Below are 16,915 nucleotides of genomic sequence, written 5' to 3' on the forward strand. Positions count from 1 at the left end.
CACACAGACATGAGAAAGCAAATCGTTGCCGGAAACTGGAAAATGAATAAAACGGCCTCCGAAACCCGGGCGCTACTGGAGGAGTTGCAGGCGCAACTGCCGGCTACTTCGGCCGGAGTAATGGTGGCCCCCACCTTTGTGAATCTGACGGGAGCTGTGGAGCAACTCGGCGGTTCGGCTATAGAAGTGGTGGCCCAAAACATGCATTTCGCGGACAGCGGGGCCTATACGGGAGAGATTTCTGCAGACATGCTCGCCGATATCGGAATACAAACGGTGATTCTCGGGCACTCCGAGCGCCGCGCGTATTTCGGCGAGGACGATGCCCTGCTGGAGAAAAAAACCGCGCAGGCCATCTCCAAGGGTATGCAGGTTATCTTCTGTTTCGGGGAAGAGCTCGAGGACCGCAAGGCCGGGAAGCATTTCGAGGTAGTGGCATCCCAATTGAAAAACGCCCTCTTCGGCCTGCCGGACACGGCCTGGGGGCAGATCATCCTGGCGTATGAACCGGTTTGGGCCATTGGGACCGGGGAAACCGCTTCCCCGGAACAGGCCCAGGAAATGCACGCCTTTATCCGCAAGATTGTAGCCGATGCCTATACCCCGGAAGTGGCAGATGCCGTGACCATTTTGTATGGGGGCAGCGTGAAGCCCGGGAATGCCGCCGAGATCTTTTCCAAACCCGATGTGGACGGTGGCCTTATTGGGGGGGCATCCCTCAATGCAGAGGATTTTTCGGCCATTGTAGCGGCAATCGGGTAGGGGGATGTACCTGTGTTGTACCCTTAGCCTGGAACCCCTGCAACCGGCTTCCGAGATTTTTATTGCCGCCCTGGGGGACCTGGGCTTCGAGAGTTTTGAGGAGACTGAAACAGGCTTAAAAGCCTACATTAAAGCTTCGGATTTCGACGAGGCGGCCTTCCGGGAGCTTCCCTACCTGGACTCTCCCCTGTGGGAAGCCCGTTTTACCCTGGAGGAAATCCCCCTGGAGAACTGGAATGCCCGGTGGGAGTCCGAATACGAGCCCATCCGCGTGGGGGATCGATGCCTGGTGCGCGCCCCCTTCCACCCCGAGCCCGAAACCCCGGTGGCGTTCGACCTGGTCATTGCCCCTAAGATGAGTTTTGGTACAGGACACCACCAAACCACCTGGCTTATGCTTAGGGGACTGCTGGAGCGGGATCTGGAAGGAAAGGATGTACTGGATATGGGTTCCGGTACCGGGGTATTGGCTATCCTGGCGGCCCGTATGGGCGCCCGGGTAGTTCGCGCCATAGATATAGATCCATGGGCCCGTGAGAACGGGATTGAAAATGCCGCCCGCAACGGGGTCGGCCATATCCGGGTGGAACTCGGGGATGCCTCGGCCATCGGTGGGGAGACCTACGATTTGATCCTGGCCAACATCAACAAGAACATCCTCCTGCAAGACCTGCCTATCTACGCCCAGGCCCTTCTGCCCGGGGGGGAGCTCCTGCTCAGCGGGTTTTACCGGGAAGACCTGGATGACCTGAAACAGGCAGCCCGGGAACTCGGGTTGGCGTACATCGCACATCAGGAGCGGGATGCCTGGGTGGCGGCTGTGTTTCGCAAGGGCTGATTCGTATTTTCCCCTGTAGCGATCCGAGGATTTAATGGTAAAACCGCTGGTAATCTGAGGGTTCCGCAAATATAGGCCCCGGGTGGCGTTGGGCCCCTAATTTTTGTATATTCGTGACAAACCTTTGGTTATGAGTGGGAAGGAACGCTTACAGGAAACCCTTCTGGTCGACGAAAAAGAGAAGAACCTCAGTGAGATTGTATTGTTCAACGACGAGGTGAACACCTTCGACCACGTGATCCAAACCCTTATCGATGTTTGCGAACATACGCCCGAGCAGGCCCACCAATGTTCCCTTATTGTGCACCACAACGGTAAATGCACCGTAAAAACGGGAGAGTACAGCGATTTGAAACCCCGGTGCACCCGGCTGCTGCAAGCTGGCCTGAGTGCGGAGATTGTGTGAACGCCTTCCGTGGCGGAGCCCGTTCGCGAGTAACCAGGCTTATGCCCATGCCCTCTGACATGCGCGTATTACCCATATGTTTCTTCCTGTTTTTTTGCATAGGCCTCGGACATGCCCAGGTCCTTCCCCCAATACGCAGTTTTGAACCCTCGGAATACGCGGCAGCCAACCAGAACTGGGGGGTGCAGCAAACCGATGCCGGGTGGATGTATTTTGCCAATAATGCGGGATTATTGGAGTTCAACGGCGTCAGATGGACCCTGTACAATTCTCCCAACGGCTCCGCATTGCGGTCTGTCCTGGCCCTGGGGGAGCGGGTGTACACCGGCTGTTATATGGAATTCGGGTTCTGGGATATGGACCCTTTCGGACAGCGGCGCTACACCTCCCTGAGCGACGGGTTGCGGGACCAGTTGCTGCCGGACGAGGAAATCTGGCAAATCCGTTCCGTGGGGGACTGGGTACTGTTCCAGTCCTTACAACGCATTTACGCCTTCCGGGCCGATCATACAGAAATTACTGTTATCCCTGCCCAGGCATCCAGAGCCCAGCTCTTCGGCTACGCGGGAGAGCTGTATTACAAAAAAGAGGACGAAGGACTGATGCGGCTGCGCAATGGGCAGCCGGAAGTCCTTATTCCCGGTCAGGAAATAGCAGACCAAGTGTTTATTGCCATGGCAGAGGTAAAGGGAATGCCTGCCCTTATAGGAGAGGATGGTGCTTTTCATTTGCTGTATCCGGATGGGATCCGGACCTGGACCCCGCCCGGTTTGGTTTCCTTTCCCGGGATAAAACTGTATAGCGCCCACCAGCTTTACGACGGGGTTCTTGCCCTTGGAAGCCTGTCTCAAGGCCTTATCCTGCTGGATGCTGAGGGGGAGTATATGGCCAAGATGGGAAAGGCTGAAGGATTAAACAACAACACGGTCCTGGCGGTATTTGAGGACAGGTACCAGAACATTTGGCTTGGCCTGGATAATGGCATAGGGGTCATTAACCGGGGTTCCGCCTACCGGGAATATATAGACAGGGAAGGGAAACTCGGGGTGGTCTATACCGCAAAGGAATATGACGGCAGGTTATATCTGGGTACCAACCAGGGGCTTTTTAAATCCGCTTCCGGTCTGGGAGGACCCTACAGGCTTGTTCCGGGTACTGAAGGGCAGGTGTGGGCCCTCAGGGAATACGACGGGATATTGCTTGTGGGCCATCATAAAGGCACCTTTCAGGTAGAGGGTAATGGGGCAAGGATAATAGCGGAAACCCCTGGTACATGGGAGATAAAGCCGGTCCCCGGAGAAGATGACCTGCTGATGCAGGGGGGCTACCAGGGGTTGAGCCTGTTACAGAAGGGTGACAGGGGATGGGAGTCTCGCAATACCCTGGAAGGTTTTGGGATCTCCAGCCGCTTTTTTGAATTCACCGGCCCCAACCACATCATTGTCAACCACGAATTCAAAGGGGTCTTTGACCTGGATACCGACAGTGCCCTCAGGCGGGTAACCGATAGCAGTCAAACCCCGGCATTTGGTTTTGGTGCCAGTCTTTTCCGTTTTCGCCAAAAGGTTTATTATGCCAATAGCAGCGGGGTATTCCGGTATGTGGGCAATAATGGGGGGTTTGTAGCCGACACCTTGCTTAATACCAGTTTGTTTTCCGGAGTGGATAACCCCATTGGGGTGGTGCTCCCTGACGAAAGGGCAGAACGTATCTGGGCAATGGGCAATAGCACCATATACCAGGTAGAGCCGGAGCCGCTGGGCGGAGGGCTGAAGACACGTACCATCCATATTCCCGAAGGCCTTCGCAGGCGCCTGGGCGTGGTGGGTTTTGAGTGTATTGCTCCCCTGGAAAATGGGCAATACCTCTTGGGCATGTCCGATGGTTTTCTCATCCTTAACCCGGACCGGTTGCGGGAGGAGCGCCCTGTGGTTCAGATAAGCAAGGCCCTCCATTACGGCAAGAACCGGGATTCCCTCGTGGGATTACCACTTATGGAAACTCCTCGGACCCTGCAATCTGCCCGGAATAATCTCGAGTTCCAGTACGGTGTTCCCCAATACGATAAATACCGGGAGGTGGAGTATCAGTATTGGCTGGAAGGTTTACAGGAGGACTGGAGTGCCTGGAGTACCCGGTCCGAAGTCCGTTTCGATAATTTATCCTTCGGCGATTACACCTTCCACGTAAGGGCCCGCATCGGGGAAGCAGAATCCGATGGGGCTGTACCCTTCCGGTTTTCCATTTCCAGGCCCTGGTACCTCACCTATTGGGCCATTGCCCTGTTCACCTTAGCCGCAGCCGGGATGGCCTTTCTGATTCATCTTCGATACCGGGCTTACTACCGCAAACAACAAGCCCAGTTGCAATCCCAAGCCCGGAAAAAACTGAAAAGGAAGAAACTCAAGGCGAGGAAGAAACTCGTGGAGGTGCGAAATGCAAACCTGCGGCAGGAAATTGAAAGCAAGAACCGTGAACTCGCCGTTTCCACCATGTCCCTGATCAGGAAGAATGAATTCCTGAACACCCTGAAAGAGCAGCTTAAGAAGGCGGAGAATACCGCCCAGATTAGGTCGGTTATCCGAACCATAGACCGCAATATCAACAATGAGGAAGATTGGGAGTTTTTTGAGGCTGCCTTCAATAATGCGGACAAGGATTTTCTGAAGAATATTAAACACCGCCATCCGGAACTTACGCCAAATGATCTCCGGTTATGTGCCTATCTGCGTCTTAACCTGTCCTCCAAGGAGATTGCGCCCCTGCTCAACATTTCGGTACGAAGTGTTGAGGTCAAACGTTACAGGCTACGCAAAAAGATGGATCTGGAACACGACCAGAGCCTTACCAACTATATCCTGGAGCTTTAAGCGTTAAAAGTAAACTTTATATTTCCTGCTATTTACCACAACATTACCACAACATAGGTGGGTGTGGCTTCTTTCCTAATGAAATGTTATAAATCTGCCTGGAATTGCGAATGCCTTAATTTCAGGGCTATTTCACTGCTATAGTACCAAAATATGGCCCTTGTAATTTGGGGCTGTATGTTTTTTGTAGGGGTAACAAATTAGATTTTCACCTATACAAGGTATACATTGGGACATCCATCAAATGTCGTGGAAATGAAACACAGGTTAGTCCTTATCTTCGGTTTTCTAACCCTCGGGTTGTACGCACAGGATATTCAGGTCCAGGGGGTCATTCTGGACGCGATGACCTCGGAGCCACTGCCAGGGGTAAATGTTATTGTTAAAGGAACCAATCGCGGCACGTCTGCGGATTTCGACGGAGCGTTCCAGCTCTCCGATTTGTCTGTCGGGGAGGTTCTGGAATTTTCGTACATCGGGTATCTCAGGAAAGAATATACGGTTCGGGGGCCCGAGAGCATCACCATAACCCTGCAGGAGGATGTCAGCGCCCTCGATGAGGTAGTGGTTATCGGTTATGGTACCCAGACCAAGAAAGAGATCACCGGTGCCGTGTCCGTGGTAGGTGCTGAGACCATTGAGGAACTAAACCCGACACGGATCGAACAGGCCCTTCAGGGGCAGGTCGCCGGGGTTCAGATCACCTCGGAATCCGGGTCGCCGGGTAGCGGCTCAAATATCCGCATCCGGGGGATTTCCACCAACGGAGACAACCGTCCGCTCATCCTTGTGGATGGGAACGTCATAGAAGACCTTAGTGTCATCAACCCTGGCGATATTGAGAGTATCAATATCCTGAAGGATGCCACCGCCGGTATTTATGGGGTACGGGCTGCCAACGGGGTTATCCTGATTACCACCAAAACGGGAAGGCGCAATACCGACCTGAAGTTCAGTTACGATGCCTGGGGCGGGATGCAACAGACCTCCCGACGCATACCGGTACTCAATGCCACGGAATATGCTGTTATTGCCAATGAGGCTTTTGCAGCCGGAGGCAGTCCCAACCCGTATCCGACCCTTTCCGGCCTGGGCAGCGGTACCGACTGGCAGGACGAAGTATTCCGCAACGCTCCGATTTTCAACCACAACTTTAGCGCCAACGGGGGAAGTGAAAAATCGACCTATTCCTTTGGGGCATCCTACCTTACCCAGGACGGGATCGTGGGCGGTCCGAAGGCCAACTTCAACCGTTCCACCCTGCGGTTCAACTATAATACGGAGCTCCTTGAAAACCTGAACCTGGTCGCCAATGTCTTGTACACCCGGACCAACCGGAGGACCCTCCCGGAAAACAGCCTGGGAAGCGTGCTTTTTAATGCCCTGAACAACGCGCCTACCTTTGCCGTCAGGGATGCCACAGGTAATTTCACCCTGGCCGAAGGTTTGGGTAACGAGGTTATCAACCCCCTTGCCCAGATTGAAAACACCTTCAATAAAACCACAGTAGACCGGATCAGCGGTAAAATAGGGGCCGCCTACACCTTATTCGAGGGCCTTACCGCGGAATCCAATTTCCAGTTCAACTACGCGGAAGTGAACAGTATTTTCTTTGCGCCCACGGCCTTTTATGGTTCCGGGAAGGTTTTCAACGTGGAACGGAATTTCGTGGTGGAAAGCAAGAATATCTTCAGGGACTATACCTGGGACACCTTCCTGAAATACGCGAAGGAACTTGGGGGAGACCACAGTCTTAATGCTACCCTGGGGATGTCGGTTTTCCGCACCAGCGGTCAGTTTTCAGGGAGTACGGGCTTTGACATTCCCGGAAATGACTTTACCAATGCCTCCATTGAAAACGCCTCGGACGTCATAGACAACTTTATCAATACGGCCGGTAAATTCGATTCCCGCCTGCTATCCTATTTTGTGCGCCTTCAGTATGACTACGCCGGGAAGTATCTCCTGTCCGGAGTACTCAGGAGGGATGGCTCCACTGTTTTCGGCCCCAGAAATAAATTCGGGTATTTTCCTTCTGCTTCTCTGGGCTGGATTGTTACCGAGGAGAATTTCCTGAATGACAGTTCCTGGTTGGATTTCCTCAAGCTGCGGGCCAGTTACGGAATTGTGGGTAATGACCGGATTGGGGTTTCAGATGCTTTCCGTTCTATCCTCTCCGGGGAAGGGGCTTATGTTTTCAACGATGAATTGCGCTTTGGCCAGGCCATCGGAGCCATTTCAAACCCCGAAATCCAATGGGAGGAGCAAAAAACCCTGGACATCGGTCTGGATGCGCGCCTTTTTGACGACCATATCACCATAACCACGGATTATTTCCAGAAACGCACAGAAGGGCTGTTGGTTTCCCCTCCGGTTTCCGGCATCCTGGGGGCTGCCGCCCCGGGTTCCGGCCCTCCTTTTGTGAACGCCGGTACCGTGGAGAATAAGGGTCTTGAATTAGCAGTTGGGTACCAGACAGACCCAATGTCGGACTTCAGCGCCAACATCAACTACAACGTCACCTTCCTTCAGAATGAAGTCATCTCGGTGAACAATGGTGTTGGTTTCATCCCCGGAGGTTCTTTCGGGGTAGGTCAGGACCCGCCTTCCCGAATGGAGGATGGTTTCCCCCTGGGGTATTTCTACGGCCTTCAGACCGACGGGATTTTCCAGACCCAGCAGGAAGTGGATGCCCATGCCACTCAAGCCAATGCGGCTCCCGGAGACCTGCGCTTTGTGGACATCAACGGGGATGGCGTCATAGATACGGACGACAGGACGAACATCGGGGATCCCTTCCCGGATGCCACCATGGGTCTCAATATCAGCCTGGGATACAAACATTGGGATTTTACCGCCTATGCCTTTGCCTCCATCGGGAATGAAATTGTCCGCAATTACGAGCGGAACCAACCCCTGGTGAACCGTTCGGTCTACACCCTGGACCGCTGGACAGGCCCGGGTACCAGTACAGAGGTCCCGCGGGTCACGACCGGGGCTACTTCCAACACTTTGTTTTCCGATTTCTTTGTGGAAGACGGATCCTTTGTCCGGCTGCAAAATGCCCAGCTTGGGTACACCTTTTCCGATGTCTTCAACCAGGACCTCGGGATAGACAAATTGCGGTTTTACGTTTCAGTCAACAACCTTTTCACCCTTACCAAGTACCGTGGCTATGATCCGGTAGCCTCTTCCGGTGCCCCCATTGGGGCCGGTATAGACCAGGGATTCTATCCTGTGGCACGGACGTATTTGTTGGGTGTTAATTTCAAATTTTAAAAACCATGGTAGCATCAAAACACCTCAAGACCCTTCTGGGCCTGCTGTTGGCCACCCTCTGGATCGCCTGTAGTGACGACTTCGTGGATGTGGATTCCTTCGATGAGGATTCCGAGAACTTCTTCAATTCGGAAGAGGACTACGAGCAGGCACTGATCTCGGCCTATGACATGCTTCAATCCACCTACCTGAACGTCATGCTTGGTGAAATTGCCTCCGACAACACTCTGGCCGGGGGCGAAAGCGCCACAGACGTACCGGGGATACAGGAAATAGACGATATGGTACACACCCCGGTCAATGAACAGCTTCGCTCCATCTGGAGCTGGATGTTTGCAGGGGTTAACCGTGCCAACTACATCCTGGAATTCCGGGACAAGACGGATTTCCCCGGGAAAGAGCGCATCCTTGCCGAGGCCACCTTCCTCAGGGCTTACTATTATTTCGAATTGGTAAAGTGGTTTGGCGACGTCCCGCTGGCAGTAGACCAGCGGCTATTGTTCGGCGACCAGGATGTGGTTGAGAGGACACCCGCAAGCGAGGTCTACGACCAGATTGAGGCAGACCTGACCTATGCAGCAGCCAACCTGCCGTACACCGCATTCGAAACCGGACGGGTTACCCGGGGTGCTGCCCAGGCCTTGCTGGGTAAGGTTCTGGTCTACCGTGAAAAATTCCAGCCGGCCGCCCAGGTCCTCGAAGACCTGATCAACAATGGCCCGCACCAATTGGTGACTGACTACACCACCCTGTTTGAGAATGACAACGAGAACACCGTGGAATCGGTTTTCGAAGTGCAATACACAGACGTGGAAGGTGCCGGTTTCGGGTGCCTCCAGTGCAGTGAAGGGAATGTGGCCGTCGGGTTTAACGGGATCCGGAATTACTCCGGGCCTGTTTTTGAATCGGGCTTTAGTTTTAATGTCCCAACGGCCGAGGCCTATGCGGCCTTCGAGGACGGCGACCTTCGCCGGGATGTAGCTATCCTCGACATCGAGGCATGGGCAGCCGCCAACGATGGGGTATCCTACGTGGAAGGGTTTGAACACACCGGGTACTACAACCGGAAATACATCGCCCGCCAGGGAGACCTGAACACGGGGGACGCCAACCTGACCAACCCGAACAACTACCGGGCCATCCGCTATGCCGAAGTACTGCTGCTTGCTGCCGAAGCCCTGAACAGGGGTGGTATTGACGATGCGCGCGCCCTGGGGTATCTCAACCAGGTCCGCAACCGCGCAGGTCTGTCGGATCTGAGCGCCACGGGTAGCGACCTGACCGAGGCCATCTACCGGGAGCGGCGCGTGGAACTAATGGGCGAAGGACACCGGTTCTTCGACCTGGTGCGCACCGGGCGGGCTGCGGCCAACATCCCCGGATTCCAGTCCGGCAAACACGAATTATTTCCTATTCCATCTATAGAAATTGAATTAGCGGGCAACCGCTGGGAGCAGAATCCCGGGTATTAATAAAAATTGGCAACCATGAAACAGATCAGAACATTTGTAACAGCATGTATCGCTTTACTGGTATTCTCCGGATGCTCCGAGGACGACCAGGTATCGTATGTGCTGCAGAATATCTCCGCTCCGACCAATGTCGAGGCCATCTTCGATATCGCTCAGGACGACACCGGGACCGTTTCGGTTACCCCGACGGCCATTGGGGCGAGCTCCTTCAATATTTTCTTCGGCGATGTGGAGGATGAAACCCCCGTGCAGGCAGCACCGGGTGAAACGGTTACCCATATCTACGGAGAGGGCACCTTCCAGCTCCGCATTGTAGCGGTCGGGGCCACCGGGCTCACCAGCGAGCTGGTACGCGTGGTAAATATCTCCTTTACCCCGCCCACCAACCTGGCGGTGGATATCTCCATCTCCCAGACCAATCCCTTTGAGGTGATCGTAGCCCCCACGGCAGATAATGCCACGGTCTTCGACATCTTTTACGGGGACGTAGCGGACGAAGTACCCCAGACCATCATGGCAGGGGAGACGGCTACCCACCTGTATGCCGAAACCGGCGATTACACCATCCGGGTTGTAGCCCGGGGGGCCGGAGCAGCAACCCTTGAATATACCGAAGTGGTGACCATCAGCGGGGCTTCAGACCCCATCAGCCTCCCGATCACCTTCGATTCCCCCACTGTAAACTACGCCTTTGGCACGTTTAACGGCGCCAGCTACGAGGTGGTGGACAATCCCGACCCGAGCGGTGCCAACCCGACCGTCTCCAAAGTAGGGGCCATCACCAATTCCGGGAATAATTTTGAGGGCGGGGCCTTCAACCTGGGAACCCCTGTGGATTTCAGCGGCTCCGACAAGACCATCACCATGAAGTTCTGGTCTAATGTCGCTGTTCCCATCCTCCTGAAATTCGAAGGAGGCGTGAACGGGGAGCGCGAGAATGAAGTTACCGTGAACCACGGAGGTACCGGATGGGAAGAACTCAGCTTTAATTTTGCCACCGATGCCGTCAAGAGTTTTATCGACGGCAGCCAGGGGGTAGGTGAGCCTTTTGTCCCCACTGGGGAGTACGCCACCATGGTCATCTTTGTAGACGGCCCGGGCACCACCGCAGGGACATTCTATATAGACGATATCGATCAGTCAGGCGGCACCACAAGTCCGTTGGAACTGCCCATTACCTTCGATGTCTCCGGGGTAGATTACGCCTTCGGGACCTTTAACGGGGCTTCCTATGATATCGTAGACAACCCGGACCCGAGCGGTGCCAATGCTTCGGTCAGCAAAGTAGGAGCCATCACCAATTCCGGTAACCAGTGGGAAGGCGGAGCTTTCGTCCTGGATACCCCGGTAGATTTCAGCGGCAGCAACAAAACCATCCGCCTGAAATTGTGGTCTACCGTTTCCCTTCCCGTCCTGCTGAAATTTGAAGGAGGAGTGAACGGGGAACGCGAAAACGAGGTAACAGCCACCCACGGCGGTACCGGATGGGAGGAACTCAGTTTCAACTTTGCCACCGATGCCACCAAGAGCTTTATCGACGGAAACCAGGGCGTAGGAGAACCCTTCGTGCCCACCGGACAGTACGGGACCCTGGTCTTGTTTATAGACGGGCCTGGCTTCTCTGCCGGCACCTTCTACCTGGACGATATTTCCCAGGATGCTGAAACCCAGCCGCTGGCGCTGCCGATGAATTTTGACAACCCTTCGGTGGCCTACGATATGGGCACCTTTAACGGGGCCAGTTATGCGGTGGTAGACAACCCGGATGCCTCCGGGGCAAACCCCACCGTATCTAAGGTAGGGGCGCTGACCAATTCCGGAAACCAGTTTGAGGGCGGAGCCTTTAACCTGGGAACCCCGGTGGATTTCAGCGGAAACGACAAGACTATCCGCATGAAGTTCTGGTCCAATGCAGCCGTGCCCATCCTCCTGAAATTCGAAGGCGGGGTTAACGGAGAACGCCAGAATGAGGTAACGGCCAACCACGGCGGTACCGGGTGGGAGGAGATCAGTTTTGATTTCGCCACCGATGCGGTCAAGAGTTTCATTGACGGCAGCCAGGGGGTGGGCGAACCCTTTGTGCCCACCGGCCAGTACGCCACCATGGTCATCTTTGTAGATGGTCCTGGCTTTACCTCCGGCACTTTCTATTTTGACGATATCGAGCAGATAGCCCCCAGCACAGAGCTGAAGCTGCCTATCGATTTCGACCAGCCCGGAGTAGCTTACGATATGACCACGTTTAACGGTGCCTCCTATGCGGTGGTGGCAAACCCGGACGCTTCCGGTGCCAACCCCACGGTAAGCAACGTAGGGGCCATTACCAATGCCGGCGTACAGTTTGAGGGCGGTTTCTTTGTCCTGGATGTCCCGGTGGATTTCTCCGGCGCCAACAAGACCATAGCTCTGAAGTTCTGGTCCAACACCGCAGTCCCGGTCCTGCTTAAGTTCGAAGGCGGGGTCAACGGGGAACGCCAGTGTGAGGTTACGGCCAACCACAGCGGCTCCGGATGGGAAGAACTCACCTTCGACTTTGCCACCGATGCAGTCAAGAGCTTTATCGACGGATCCCAGGGGGTGGGAGAGCCTTTTGTACCTACCGGCCAATACGGCCAGATGACCTTCTTTGTAGACGGGCCCGGCTTTACGGCGGGTACCTTCTACCTGGACGATATCACCCAACAATAAAAACCGCGGCATGACACGATTCGGAATATTTTTGATAGCGATACTGGCCCTGATGGCCGGGTGCCAGGAAGAGGAACCCGAACTCCAGGAGCTCGCCATCCCCACAAACCTGACGGTAAACGTCAGCGTGGCTTCGGACCAGTCCGGGAATGTGACGGTGACACCCCAGTCCGACAACAGTCTGTATTACCACGTCTTTTTTATTCCCGGGAATGATCCCGTGGTCATAAGCGCAGGCGAATCCGCCCAGTTCCGCTTCACGCGTTCCGGGCAGTACAGCACCCCGGTAACGGTAGTGGCTTACAGTGCCGGTGGGTTGTCTTCCAGCACAACGGTCTATGTAGACATGGATGTCCGCCTTTTTATTGACGCCGCTACCCTGCAACAGATTGCGGGTAACGGGGAAAAACGATGGGTATGGAACCGCACAGAGGCCGGCCATTTCGGGGTAGGTCCCCTTACCAATGACTTCCCCGAGTTTTTCAGCGCAGGCCCCGACCAGCTTAACCCCTGTCTGTACGACGATGTACTGGTGTTCAGTTACGATGCCAACGACAACTACAGTTTCCGCCTGGAACCGGGGGCAGACAACCAGATTTTCATGAACTGGACAGAGGTGAACCGGTTTTTTCCGGATGCCACCCCGGGCCAGTTTGTGGATGAATGCCGCGACATTACCGACCAGGCCTCCTTTGCCAGTAATTTCGTGATTATCGACAATGCCGACGGGACCCGAACCCTCGATGTGGGGAACAGTTTTATGAGTTATTGGGCCGTTATCTCAGGCCAGTATCAGATCGTGGAACTTACCGAAGACCGTCTTACGGTTCGGGGAATCAGCCAGCCTTTTAACGGGGACGACCCCCTGGCCTGGTATTCCACATTTGTGCCGGAGGATAGCGGAACCCCCCCGGCCGACAGTTTCGACACCCTCATTTTTGAAGAGGCCTTCGATACCGACGGGGCACCGGACCCGGCCGTTTGGAATTACGACCTGGGTACCGGAAACAACGGCTGGGGTAACGGGGAATCCCAGTATTACACCGACCGCCCGGAGAACGTTATTGTGGAAGATGGCCTGCTGAAAATAACGGCCCGCGCAGAGGCTTTTTCCGGTAGTGACTATACCTCTTCCAGGATCCAGAGCTACCAAAAGTTCGAATTTCAGTACGGGAGGGTAGAGGTCCGTGCCAAGCTGCCCACCGGCGGCGGTACATGGCCTGCCATCTGGATGCTGGGGGCCGATTTTGAAACCAACATCTGGCCGGCTGCCGGGGAGATCGACATCATGGAGCACGTAGGGAACGACCAGGACCGCATCTTCGGTTCTACCCACGACCCGAACAACTTTGCGGGCAATGCCCGTACCGGATCCACTGTGGTGACCGGGGTTTCGGACGATTTCCATGTCTATGCCATGGAATGGACCGCAGAGGAAATCCGCTTTTTCGTGGATGACCAGGAGTACCATGCCGTAACCAATAATTCGGGCCTGCCCTTCAACAAGGACTTTTTCCTGATCCTGAATGTAGCCATGGGCGGCACCTTCGGAGGAGCCATCGACCCCGGTTTTACGGCGTCGACCATGGAGGTGGATTACATCCGGGTGTATCAATAGAATTATGTACCTTCAAGGCACATCGTCAGCGGGCTCCGGGGATTCCCTCCGGAGCCCCGGTGTCTGATGGAAAATCAACCTGACCAAAACCGACCGACATGCAACAGGAAACCACCATTAAGATGAACAAGTCCTATACCATCCTCATAAGCCTCATCGTGGCTTTGGGGGGGTTCCTTCTGGGCTTCGACAGCGCTGTAATCTCAGGCGCCGTCCGCGGAATTACCGTCTATTTTGAAATGACCGACGCCATGCTCGGTTTCGCCGTAGGCTGTGTCATATTTGGTGCCATGGCGGGCAACCTTGCCGCAGGCCCCATAAGCGACCGCTTCGGACGCCGCAATGTCCTTATTGTGGTGGCAGCCCTCTTTACGATTTCTGCATCCTGGTCTGCCCTGGCAACCGGGTATACCGAATTTATCATCGCCCGTATCATCGGGGGTGTGGGCATAGGCGGGGCCATCCTGATCGCCCCGGTTTATATCGCCGAAATTGCCCCGCCCAAACTCCGGGGGAGCCTGGTATCCTTTAACCAGCTCAATATCGTAATCGGTATTTCCGTGGCTTATTTTTCCAATTATTTCCTGGTAGACCTGGGTGAGGATAGCTGGCGGTGGATGCTGGGGGTGGAGGCCATCCCGGCCCTGATTTATTTCCTGGCCCTTTTTACCGTCCCTAAAAGCCCGAGGTGGCTAATCCAGAAGCTCAACAAAATTGATCTGGCCCGGAAGATCCTCGTAAAAATCGGCGGGGAGGAATATGCAGAAGCCACCATTGTGGAAATCCAGCGCGGGCTCGCCAAAAAGGAGTCCAAAGGCAAACTCTCCGATTTGCTGCAAAGCAAATACGCCACCATCATGATCATTGCTATGGGGATTGCCTTTTTCCAACAGATTACCGGAATCAATGCCATTTTCTACTATGCCCCCACCATATTCGAACAGGCGGGTGGCAGCACCGATTCCTCCTTCCTCCAGGCTATAGTGGTAGGGCTCACCAACCTGGTATTTACCCTTGTGGCCATCTGGCTTATCGACAAGCTGGGCCGCAAACCCCTGCTGCTTATCGGGACAACCTGTATGACCATAGCCCTTCTGCTGGCAACCCTGGCGTTTAACAATGCGACTTACGAGTTTAGCGATGCCGCCCTGGCGAAGGTCTCCAATGAGCAGACCCGGGCGCAGCTGACCGAGTTCCAGGGGCGTTCCTTCGACGGGCAGGCAGCCCTCTTTGAGGCGATTGCCCCGAGCCTTTCGGAAGATGAGTTCCTGGATTTCAAGCGGAACCAGATCACCAACTTTATCCAGATCAATGCCACCCTGGTATTGGTCGCCATTCTGCTCTATGTTGCGGCGTTTGCGATTTCGCTTGGACCGGTCATGTGGACGCTGATATCCGAGATTTTCCCGAGTAAGATTAAAGGGATTGCCATCTCGGTTGTAGGTTTCTTCAACTCCCTGGTGAGTTTCTCGGTAACCCAGGTATTTCCCTGGGAGCTATCCAACCTGGGCCCCACAACAACCTTTGCCATTTACGCCCTTTTATCGCTTTTGGCGCTTTTGTTTGTAAAACGATATGTCATCGAAACCAAGGGCAGGAGCCTGGAAGAGGTGGAGGAGTTACTGATTCGAAAATAAGTTTTCATTATGCGTTCAATTTTAGTTTTATTCAGCATTGTTTGTCTCATTGCCTGTAAGCAGCAACCCGAACCTGCAGCCGCAGCGCAGCAGGAAACACCAGGCCCTGCCAAGGTAACCCTCAGTGAAGCAGAAGGGAAGTATACCCTGGAGGTAAACGGAGAACCGTTCTACATCAAAGGAGCAGGCCTCGAATTTGGCAATATCCCGGCCCTGGCCGCACATAACGGGAATTCGTTTCGCACCTGGAGGACCGATAACGGACAGCGTCCGGCCCTGGAAATCCTCGATGAAGCCTATGCCAATGGCCTGATGGTAACCATGGGGATCGAGGTGGCACGGGAAAGGCACGGGTTCGATTACAACGACCGCGAGGCCGTACAGGCGCAACTGGAGGATATTCGTCGCCAGGTCCTCGAATTAAAGGACCATCCGGCCCTGCTCATCTGGGGTATTGGCAATGAGCTCAACCTGCATTATACCAATCCGAAAGTATGGGATGCAGTGAACGAAATTTCGGAGATGATCCATGAAGTAGACCCGAACCACCTGACCACTACAAGCCTGGCGGGCATTTCCAAAAAGGAAGTGGATTACATCAAGGCCCGGTGCCCGGACCTGGATATTCTTTCGGTACAGATGTATGGCGATTTACCCGACCTCCCGCGCCTGGTGCGCGAGTTTGGATGGGAAGGCCCCTATATGGTGACCGAATGGGGGGCTACCGGCCACTGGGAAGTCCCTACCACGGATTGGAAAGCCCCAATTGAAGAGCACAGCTCGGTTAAGGCCTCGAAATACCTGAAGCGCTTCCAGGGTGGGATTGAGGCAGACAGCCTGCAGTGTATCGGATCTTATGTTTTTTTGTGGGGAAACAAACAGGAGCGCACACCTACCTGGTACGGGATTTTTCTCGAAGATGGAAAGGAAACCGAGTCTGTAGATGTGATGCATTATATTTGGAATGGGGCGTGGCCGGACAACCGGACCCCCCAGATCGAGAGCTTTACCCTCAATGGTAAAACGGCCTATGAGAATGTCAGAATTGCCAGCGGGTCTGTAGTGACGGCGAGCGCCGTGATTACAGATCCGGAGTCTGACCCCCTTACCTACCGCTGGGAAGTGCTGCCTGAGAGTACTGACCTGGGAGAAGGCGGGGATTATGAGGAGCGTCCGGAAGCCGTAACGGGGCTTTTCCAGTCCCAGTCCGGAGGGGAGCTCGAAATGACGGCCCCGGCCCCCGGCGCCTACCGGCTATTTGTATATGCTACAGATGGCCATCCGCATGCCGCAACGGCAAACATCCCGTTCCTGGTGGAATAAGGGATACGCACCTATCACAAAC

At 54.7% G+C, this 16,915-nt stretch carries 10 protein-coding genes; all 10 read left to right on the plus strand.

Going from position 1 to position 16,915, the window contains the following annotated elements:
- Nucleotides 1-9: 9 nt before the first annotated feature.
- The 10 genes from tpiA (at nucleotide 10) to CA832_RS11095 (ending at nucleotide 16,893) form a co-directional block, all read left to right on the plus strand.
- On the plus strand, nucleotides 10-762 hold the full coding sequence (tpiA, locus tag CA832_RS11050; RefSeq protein WP_088341673.1) for a triose-phosphate isomerase: 753 nt from the start codon (nucleotides 10-12) through the stop codon (nucleotides 760-762).
- A gap of 4 nt (nucleotides 763-766) precedes the next feature.
- Nucleotides 767-1,600, plus strand: a complete 834-nt coding sequence (prmA, locus tag CA832_RS11055) for a 50S ribosomal protein L11 methyltransferase (RefSeq protein WP_088341674.1) — start codon at nucleotides 767-769, stop codon at nucleotides 1,598-1,600.
- Between the two features lie 130 nt (nucleotides 1,601-1,730).
- The gene (locus CA832_RS11060; RefSeq protein ID WP_088341675.1) at nucleotides 1,731-2,006 is read left to right on the plus strand and encodes an ATP-dependent Clp protease adaptor ClpS; all 276 of its coding nucleotides are present in this window, start codon (nucleotides 1,731-1,733) and stop codon (nucleotides 2,004-2,006) included.
- A 59-nt stretch (nucleotides 2,007-2,065) separates the two neighbouring features.
- Nucleotides 2,066-4,876 carry a helix-turn-helix and ligand-binding sensor domain-containing protein gene (locus CA832_RS11065; protein ID WP_158211923.1) on the plus strand — a complete coding sequence of 937 codons (2,811 nt, stop codon included), beginning with the start codon at nucleotides 2,066-2,068 and terminating at the stop codon, nucleotides 4,874-4,876.
- 255 nt (nucleotides 4,877-5,131) lie between these two features.
- Nucleotides 5,132-8,155 carry a SusC/RagA family TonB-linked outer membrane protein gene (locus CA832_RS11070; RefSeq protein ID WP_088341677.1) on the plus strand — a complete coding sequence of 1,008 codons (3,024 nt, stop codon included), beginning with the start codon at nucleotides 5,132-5,134 and terminating at the stop codon, nucleotides 8,153-8,155.
- A gap of 5 nt (nucleotides 8,156-8,160) precedes the next feature.
- Nucleotides 8,161-9,627 carry a RagB/SusD family nutrient uptake outer membrane protein gene (locus CA832_RS11075; RefSeq protein WP_088341678.1) on the plus strand — a complete coding sequence of 489 codons (1,467 nt, stop codon included), beginning with the start codon at nucleotides 8,161-8,163 and terminating at the stop codon, nucleotides 9,625-9,627.
- Nucleotides 9,628-9,642: 15 nt separating this feature from the next.
- The gene (locus CA832_RS11080) at nucleotides 9,643-12,315 is read left to right on the plus strand and encodes a hypothetical protein (protein WP_088341679.1); all 2,673 of its coding nucleotides are present in this window, start codon (nucleotides 9,643-9,645) and stop codon (nucleotides 12,313-12,315) included.
- A 10-nt stretch (nucleotides 12,316-12,325) separates the two neighbouring features.
- Complete coding sequence (locus CA832_RS11085; RefSeq protein WP_088341680.1) at nucleotides 12,326-13,933, plus strand: family 16 glycosylhydrolase; 1,608 nt, start codon at nucleotides 12,326-12,328, stop codon at nucleotides 13,931-13,933.
- Between the two features lie 98 nt (nucleotides 13,934-14,031).
- Nucleotides 14,032-15,570, plus strand: coding sequence for a sugar porter family MFS transporter (locus CA832_RS11090; RefSeq protein WP_088341681.1), 1,539 nt, complete (start codon nucleotides 14,032-14,034; stop codon nucleotides 15,568-15,570).
- A 9-nt stretch (nucleotides 15,571-15,579) separates the two neighbouring features.
- Nucleotides 15,580-16,893, plus strand: coding sequence for a glycoside hydrolase family 2 TIM barrel-domain containing protein (locus CA832_RS11095; protein ID WP_143542380.1), 1,314 nt, complete (start codon nucleotides 15,580-15,582; stop codon nucleotides 16,891-16,893).
- Nucleotides 16,894-16,915: the final 22 nt, after the last annotated feature.

The organism is Robiginitalea sediminis (assembly GCF_002198115.1).
Taxonomy (GTDB): Bacteria; Bacteroidota; Bacteroidia; order Flavobacteriales; family Flavobacteriaceae; genus Robiginitalea; species Robiginitalea sediminis.